The sequence below is a fragment of the Clostridium sp. AF29-8BH genome (genome assembly GCF_003478145.1).
Taxonomy (GTDB): Bacteria; Bacillota; Clostridia; order Lachnospirales; family Lachnospiraceae; genus Otoolea; species Otoolea fessa.
In genome coordinates this window covers 1-8212 of sequence record NZ_QUEL01000040.1, presented here as the reverse complement: position 1 = coordinate 8212, position 8212 = coordinate 1, and the positions used below count along the sequence as shown (strand labels likewise).

Below are 8212 nucleotides of genomic sequence, written 5' to 3'. Positions count from 1 at the left end.
ACCGAAAGTGCCGTAAGAAAACGTGGTGGCAGCAGGAATTTGCCGTATTTAAATGCGAAGCCACGGCAAATTCCGTTACTGGGCACGTATGCGTGAACAGTAACAAACCGGCTGGCAGCGGGGGATCGCGGGAAATACCGCGCCGGGTGCGCCGGGCATGGACGCTGGCGGCTGGCTGGTGTGTCCTGATGTTCCTGATTCAGGTGGGACGCCTGAATATCGCACTCGACTTTGATACACTCTGGTATGGTGTGCGTTCCCAGTACATTGTGGCAGGCGGAACCGGGCTGTATGAGAATCCGGGGCTGGTCGGCATGGTCTATGTGTATTCGAAGGGCTTTGAGGTGCTGACTCTGCCGCTCTGCGATCTGGCGAGTCACAGCTACCTGACGTTCTTTAACCTCTGGCTGGCAGTTCTGGGAATCGGGGCGATGGTCTGGAATGCGGTGATGTTGACGGGCGATCGAAAACGTGGGAAAGAGAGCCGGGAAGCCGGAACAGAGAAGAAACTAACGTATCGAAGCGTCTTGCCGGGAATTATGGCAGCTGTTTTGACGGTTTCGGTGCCGGGCATCATGAATATGGCGCTCACAGCCAAGGCGGATTTGATTACGTGGCTGCTGCAGCTTATCATGCTGGGATGTTTCTTTCAGTATATTCATGTGTATGAAAATCATTGGATATTCCTCTCCGGGGCAGCCGGTTCCTATTTCCTGTCCCTCACGATGAAGCCGACCTCCCTGGTCTTTTCCACTGCCGTATTTGGCATGATGGGGCTGTACCTTCTGTGGTTCTGGTTTCATGAGCGCGGGGCGGCGGCTGACCTGTTTCACCATATGGTCCGCCTGATTGGCTCCTTATGCCTGCCGTTTGGGGCATTGGTCGGTATCTGGGCGCGGACGATGAAGATCACGGGAATGCCGGTCACTTCGGTGTTTACTTCGATTTTTGCATGGTTTGGTTTTAAAATGAAATACCCATTTGCCACCTCGGAGCTGCCGCAGAATTATCAGGAGGAATCAACGCTTCATGTGCTGGCGCGGCGCATCTGGCAGATGCTGATGCAGCCGCAGGGTGAAGATATGGGGCATGTAATTCTGGCGTGGGGAACCTCGCTGATGGCGGTGCTGATTGTGATGCTGGTGCTTTATGGGATTTTCTCCAAAAAGGGAGATGAGCAGTCCCATATCTGGAACGCGGCATTGGTAATTTTCTTCCCATTTGTGATCGTCAGCCTGATCAGCCTGTCGATGCTTTACCAGATCGACGGAAATTATTTCATGCTTCTGTATTCTATGCTGATTCTGGGGGTATGCCGGGCGATGGTGTATTTTAAGAAAATCGGCTTTTATCCGCTCGCGTCGAAGTGCCTGGCGCCGTTGCTGGTATTAAATCTGATTGTCACGGCGATCAGCAGTTGGGCGTGGACGGCTGGATTTTCGGAGATTCATCTTCTGAATAAAGGGCGTGTCAATCACCGGGCGCAGGAACAGGCGCGGATAGAGGAAAAGGGAAACACGCTGATCTGGCAGGAAGTGTCGCAGGATCCGGAAAACCGGGTGATCGCATTTGGAACGCATCCGTACTGTTTGCAGTTCCCGTGCAATGTGGAGTCGTATAAGGATATTACATCGCCGTGGGGCAACGTCGAACTCGTCAACTCGCCGGAGGCGTTTGAAACCTATATGGCGTATGCGAAGACAGATTATGTCTACGCGGAAGCAGGCTATCTGGGACCGGGAAGCTGGGAGTGGAGTCTGGATCTTCTGCGGGAGCTGATCCGCAGAGGCAGCCTGACCGATCTGTTTTTTGAAAATGGAAATATGCTTGCGCGGGTATCCGACACAGCGGTGCCGGAGGAAGAAGCGCAGAACAATCTGGAAATGTTTGAGCAGGAGTATTTATTTTATGATGCAGAAGCTCAATAGACATCGAAAAAACTGACAGGAGGAAATAGAAATCATGAAGGAATACGAGTACCTAGACGAGCTGATCAGCCGCTATCCGGTTCTTGCACCGGTGAAAGCGGATATTCGCACTGCGTATGAGACGCTGAAAGAGTGCTATGAGCGCGGCGGAAAACTTCTGATTGCCGGAAATGGCGGAAGCTGTGCGGATTCGGAGCACATCGTGGGCGAGCTGATGAAGGGGTTTGTGAAGAAACGCCCAGTTTCGGAAGAGATAGAAAAGGCACTGAAAACGGTGGATCCGCAGATGGGAGCGGAACTTTCCGAAAAGCTGCAGCAGGGACTTCCGGCGATCGCGCTGACTGGTCATGCAGGACTGACCACCGCATTTATGAATGATGTGGACGGCAGCATGACTTATGCGGAACAGGTGCTTGGATATGGAAAAGAGGGGGATGTGTTCCTCGGAATCTCAACCTCGGGCAATTCAAAAAATGTCCTGTATGCAGCCGTGACGGCAAAGGCAAAGGGGCTTAAGGTTATCGGGCTTCTGGGACGCGACGGCGGGCGGATCCGTGGGTACAGCGACACTGCGATTGTCGTGCCGGAGCAGGAGACATTTAAGATTCAGGAGCTGCATCTTCCGGTGTACCATGCACTGTGCCTGATGCTGGAAGAATATTTCTTTTAAGATATATTTTGTTTCATGGAAAGGAAGTAATGATTCAGCAGGTTCATGAAAAAAACTGGATGATTACAAGGGAAAAGTATGTTATTTGGAAACAGGCCGGCGGACAAAACGGCAAAATGGAGAGTCAGTACCCGCAGTTTTGCAGTGCTGCTTGCCTATACGCTTTTTATCTGGTGGCTGGAAGTGCTGGATCTTCTGGCATGGCTTTTACATGTACCACAGGGAACGATTTTGTCGCGGGCGGCAGCGCTCGTTTTATGCGGTGCAGTCATGGCGGCAATCGGAAGATTTGAACGGGACCATGCGGGAGTGAGTCCGTTTTTTATAGCGGGAAGTTTGTTCATCCTGGCATTTTTTTCGGTCAAGGGATTTGCCCCGGATCAGAGCTATGATACGCAGAACTATCACCTGCTGTCGCAGATTCCCGGATTTGTGGACAACCTTCATTATCATGTGATACCGGGACGGTTCCAGATGTTCGGTTTCCGGCTGGGCGACCGGATGTTTTATCCATTCAGGGCGCTTTTTGGGCTTCGGATGGGGACATTGTTAAATGCGCTGGCGATGCTTGTGATTTATCGGCAGGTAACGGTGTTCCTGAGCATGGAGGCAGGCCGGCTGGAAAGAACATGCAGCTGGTTGAAGCATCTTGCGCCGGTACTTGCATTTCTGATTGTCAGCCGTCTGGAGCTGATTCAGGAGAGTGGCAGCTACATGGTCGAGCTTCTGGCACTGCCGTTTCTGCTGGAAATGGTATTTCTGCTTCTGCGCGGTCTGGATGAGGCGAAGTGGGAGCGCGAGGCGGTTTTATTCTGCCTGTTTGGCGGAATCCTGTTCTGCCTCAAGATGACGAATATCGTGTATCTGGTACCGCTGGTGCTTCTGTATCTGTGGAAAATCCGGAAGTATCTGACGCCGAAGCTGTTTCTGGGATGCCTGGTGACGGGGATGATTCCCGTCAGTGTGTACCTGATTTACAATGGGATAGCGATGAAAAATCCGGTTTATCCTTATTACAACAGCCTGTTTCATTCGCCATATTTTGGGGAAATGGACTTTAAGGATCCGAGATGGGGACCCAGCAACATAAAAGAGTTCCTTTTGTGGGCATATTCGATGATCCGGCATCCAGATTACCGCCTGAGTGAGCTCCCGGCGAAATACAACCTGGATCTGGCGCTGATGTATCTGGGAGCGGCGGGAGCCGGGCTCTGCTGGATTTGGAAGCGGGTCAGCAGCAGGACGGGAACCCTATTTCTGCTGTATGCCGCATCCTTTATTCTCTGGGCGGCAACGACGGGACACAGCCGCTATTTTATGGGCGGAATCTTATTTGCCGGAATGCTTTGCGGGTGCCTGGTGCTGCAGGGAATGGCTTCCATTTCTCCCAGGCTGACAGGCGGCGTTGTATTTGCGATTATGTTTATAGTTGTTTACGCCGGGCGCGCTTACGATGCTTACACCCGTGTCTGGAACGGCGGGGAATGGGCGATGCGGGCGGTGAGCCGTGAGAGTATCCACAGCAACCTGCCTTACGTATTTCACGATCATCAGCTGTTTACACCGGAAGAACGTTCCAAGATTGACCGTATTTTCCTGACCTGGTCGGATGTGGGAAGTTATGCGCGGCTTGCGGGCGAAGATGTGCCGGTCTGGAACCGGTATTCGATCGTCAATGAGCTTTCGGAGCAGAAAGACGCCTATATCGATGAAATCGAGGAGGCGATGGAGGCAGGCGAGGGCGTCTATGACATGATCCCGCAGGGACTTGAGACGTTGGAAAGCTATCTGGAATGGATGAATGAGGCGGGATGGTACGTGCATGATATGGAGTATCAGGAAACAATCCTGCAGGGCAGCCAGTCCTTTACACTGGCAGGGCTTGAGATGGCGCATGGACGCGAAAACTGCTGGTACCGCACACAGGAGATTTTCATGGATGCACAGGAACCGGAAAAAGAAGTACCAGAATGGCGCTGGGAGAATACCAGCGGGGACGATCATCCGACTATCCGGGCGGTTCTGTGTGATCCGGACTACTGGGTGCTGAAGCAGCCATTTGAAGTGGAAATCATCGCCTCGGATGGGACAAACAGCCGGACGGCTGCTGTGATCCAGGCGGGACAGAAGGAATATGAACCGATGGAAGTACAGCTTGATCTGACAGGGCTTCAGAGAGAGATAAAATTGGAATTGGTAAGTACAGCTGAGACAAAACGGGCTGTTGTGATCAATCCGGAATGGTCCGCCAAAACGGTGGAAGAGTGAAAACGGGAGGAGAAAAATGGACAAGATAGCGGTATTAATTCCGTGTTATAATGAAGGCCAGACGATTGCCAAGGTGGTCAAGGACTACCGCGAGGCATTGCCGGAGGCAACGATCTATGTATATGACAATAATTCATCGGATCACACGGATGAGATTGCCAGGGAGGCAGGCGCGGTTGTGCGCTATGAATACCAGCAGGGCAAGGGAAATGTCATCCGCAGCATGTTCCGCGACATTGACGCGGAGTGCTATGTCATGACGGACGGCGATGACACCTACCCGGCGGAGGACGCGAGAAAGCTGGCAGACCAGATTTTACAGGGGAAAGCGGATATGGTCATCGGCGACCGCCTTTCTTCGACGTATTTTACCGAAAATAAGCGTCCGTTCCACAATACGGGAAATCGTCTGGTGCGTGGGCTTATCAACCTGATTTTCAAGAGCAATATCAAGGATATCATGACAGGCGCGCGCGCATTTAACTATGAATTTGTCAAGAGCTTCCCGATTCTTTCGACCGGATTTGAGATTGAGACGGAGATGAGCATCCATGCGCTGGACAAGAACTTTAAGCTGGTGGAGATCCCGGTTGGATACCGTGACCGCCCGGAGGGAAGTGTGTCAAAGTTAAATACGTTTTCGGATGGATTTAAGGTGCTACGCACGATCGCGAGACTCTTCCGGGATTACAAGCCATTTGCGTTCTTTGGATGGCTGGGACTCATTTGTTTTGCGATTGCAACGGCATTTTTCGCGCCGGTGCTCAGCGGCTATCTGGCAACCGGCATGGTGCCGAAGTTCCCGACCCTGATCGCGTGTTCCGGACTCTATGTGATTTCGTTCCTGTTGTGGATCAGTGGTGTGATTCTGGAGGTTATTACGAAGAAACACCGTCAGTTATTTGAACTTTACTTGAACCAGCTGAGCATTTTAAAGAGGAGAAACGGATGAAACGCCGTGTATTTTTAGGGCTTCCGGTTATTTTGGGGATTTTGTTTTATATCTGGTATATATTTCATGCCTCGGACAATGTGGCGTATTCGGATTATATCCGGCTGATCAATTCGTATCTGCCGGATGTGACAAATCCGGCGAAATTCTTTGTACCGGATATCCTGACGCGCGTTCCGATCACGTATCTGGGGCGCATCATCAATGTGAAACTATTTGGCTATAATACGTATTTTGACATGATTCTGGGTGTTTTGAGCCTGGGTGCGGGCGCGGCGGTGCTGTCGCTCTACGCAGAGCGGAACCGCTCGGTCGGCTATCTTTCCTTCCTGTTGATTCAGTTTGTATATTTCAGTCTGAATAAATGGGAAATGATGACGAACGGGACCGGCTGGGTCTGCACTCTGTCGATCTCCGGGTTTTTATTCCATTTTGCAGTCCTCGACCATGCAGCGGCGACCCGGTGCCGGAATATGTCTGACCGGGTGCTTCTGGCAATTCTGCCGATCCTGCTGGTCGTGCTGGTGGCAGGACCGTACAGCGGCGGCTATGCGGTGATTCTGGTGCTGGCATACGGCGCACTGTGGCTGGCGGATCGGAGCGGTGGTGCTGAAACAAGCAGCCGCTCCTGGAGCCGAAAGTGCCGGAGAACCTGGTGCATCGGGGCATTGACAACGGTTTTTGCGATGGTATTATATCTTTGGAGCAGTTCACAGGCAGTTTACGTGCACCGTGGAGCAGTGACTGATGTTTCAATCGCTCAGGAATTTGCCGCCCAGCCACTCTTTTTCCTGCGGTTTCTGCTGAAAGCGGTGGCATCGTCGGTGATCGGCGTGGCGCAGATTCAGGAGCTGGAGGCAGGAAGCCCCTGGTTTGTCCGGCTGCATCTGGTGTATCTGCTGGGGCTGGCAGTGTTTGTTTCGTATCTGCTGGCACTGTATCTGAATGTGCGGTTTCAGCTTTATAAAAAGACTATTTTTCCGCTTCTGCTGGTTCTCAGCGGCGGCTGTAACCATCTGCTGGTGCTGGCGGCGCGGTGGATTTTCCTGAAGGACGAGTACGGGATGTCCTCGCGGTACGAGATACAGTACCAGATGGGAATTGTAGGAATTCTGCTTACGTTTGCACTCGTCTGGAGTATGTGCCGGGAAAAGGCGCAGGAAACAGAGGCAGATAAGGCGAAAACACGCGCGCCGGAGAAACGGGCAGTACGCACACCTTTAAAGGTCTGTATGCTGGCATTTACCGTGCTGACGGTCTTTGGAAATGCATGGACAACCCGGGCAGAAATCCGGACAGCGCCGTACCGGAAGGCATATTTACAGGTATCAAGGGAGCTGGGACTGAATTACCGGACGGCGAGCGATGAGGATCTGGAAACCTACCTGCATAACGACCCGGATGCAGTGCGGGATGCGATGAGAATTTTGGAAGAAAACCATTTGAATATATTTCGATAAAAACGATGGACAGAAGGAGAAGTGCAATGAAAGTTGTAATATTAGCGGGTGGATTCGGCACACGAATCAGCGAGGAAAGCCATTTAAAACCAAAGCCAATGATCGAGATCGGAGAACAGCCGATTCTCTGGCATATCATGAAGCACTATTCCCAGTATGGGTTCAATGATTTTGTGATCTGCCTGGGCTACAAACAGTATGTAGTAAAAGAGTATTTTGCCAATTATTTCCTGCATACGTCGGATGTGACCTTCGATCTGGCGAAGAACGAGATGCAGGTGCATAACAATTATTCCGAGCCGTGGCGCGTGACGCTGGTCGATACCGGACTGCACACGATGACGGGCGGTCGTATCAAACGTATCCGCGATTACATTGGGGATGAGACGTTCATGCTGACCTACGGCGACGGCGTTTCCAACGTGGATCTGGACGCGCTGGTGGCATTCCACAAGCAGCACGGCAAGATCGCGACCCTGACCGGCGTCAACATCGGACAGCGTTTCGGTGTCATGGATGTTGACAGCGACGGACACATCCGCGAGTTCCGTGAGAAGAACGATGATGACGGCAAGATCGTCAACGGCGGCTTCATGGTACTCGAACCGGGCGTCTTTGACTATATCGAGGGCGATGATACCGTCTTTGAGAAAGCGCCGTTGGAGCAGCTTGCCAAGGACGGACAGCTGATGGTATACCGCCACGACGGTTTCTGGAAATGTATGGATACCCAGCGTGACAAGATGCAGCTGGAACAGATGTGGCAGGAAGGCAATGCGCCCTGGAAGCTGTGGAAATAATATGTTACTGTACACGCATACGTGCCCAGTAACGGAATTTGCCGTGGCTTCGCATTTAAATACGGCAAATTCCTGCTGCCACCACGTTTTCTTACGGCACTTTCGGTTCCAAAAGTGCCTACCCGTGAACAGTA

The 8212-nt window shown here is 52.0% G+C and carries 6 protein-coding genes; all 6 read left to right on the top strand.

Annotated elements, in window-relative coordinates; translation table 11 throughout:
• Window positions 1-1928: hypothetical protein (locus DWZ16_RS14870; RefSeq protein WP_118523149.1), on the top strand; the 1928-nt coding region annotated here is incomplete at its 5' end.
• 34 nt (window positions 1929-1962) lie between these two features.
• Window positions 1963-2598, top strand: coding sequence for an SIS domain-containing protein (locus DWZ16_RS14865; RefSeq protein ID WP_107000695.1), 636 nt, complete (start codon window positions 1963-1965; stop codon window positions 2596-2598).
• Between the two features lie 78 nt (window positions 2599-2676).
• Entirely contained in the window at window positions 2677-4866 is a 2190-nt protein-coding gene (locus DWZ16_RS14860) for a hypothetical protein (RefSeq protein WP_118523148.1), read from the top strand.
• 16 nt (window positions 4867-4882) lie between these two features.
• Window positions 4883-5818, top strand: coding sequence for a glycosyltransferase family 2 protein (locus tag DWZ16_RS14855; protein ID WP_022360066.1), 936 nt, complete (start codon window positions 4883-4885; stop codon window positions 5816-5818).
• Window positions 5815-7278 (top strand): hypothetical protein, encoded by a 1464-nt coding sequence (locus tag DWZ16_RS14850; RefSeq protein WP_118523147.1) that lies wholly within the window; start codon window positions 5815-5817, stop codon window positions 7276-7278. The genes DWZ16_RS14855 and DWZ16_RS14850 overlap by 4 nt, the downstream gene beginning before the upstream one ends.
• A 26-nt stretch (window positions 7279-7304) precedes the next feature.
• Entirely contained in the window at window positions 7305-8078 is a 774-nt protein-coding gene (gene rfbF, locus DWZ16_RS14845) for a glucose-1-phosphate cytidylyltransferase (RefSeq protein ID WP_118523146.1), read from the top strand.
• Window positions 8079-8212: the final 134 nt, after the last annotated feature.

Coding starts and splice junctions, on each gene's coding strand:
- DWZ16_RS14865 (WP_107000695.1), top strand. CDS start 1,963: ATGAAGGAATACGAGTACCTAGACGAGCTGATCAGCCGCTATCCGGTT.
- DWZ16_RS14860 (WP_118523148.1), top strand. CDS start 2,677: ATGTTATTTGGAAACAGGCCGGCGGACAAAACGGCAAAATGGAGAGTC.
- DWZ16_RS14855 (WP_022360066.1), top strand. CDS start 4,883: ATGGACAAGATAGCGGTATTAATTCCGTGTTATAATGAAGGCCAGACG.
- DWZ16_RS14850 (WP_118523147.1), top strand. CDS start 5,815: ATGAAACGCCGTGTATTTTTAGGGCTTCCGGTTATTTTGGGGATTTTG.
- rfbF (WP_118523146.1), top strand. CDS start 7,305: ATGAAAGTTGTAATATTAGCGGGTGGATTCGGCACACGAATCAGCGAG.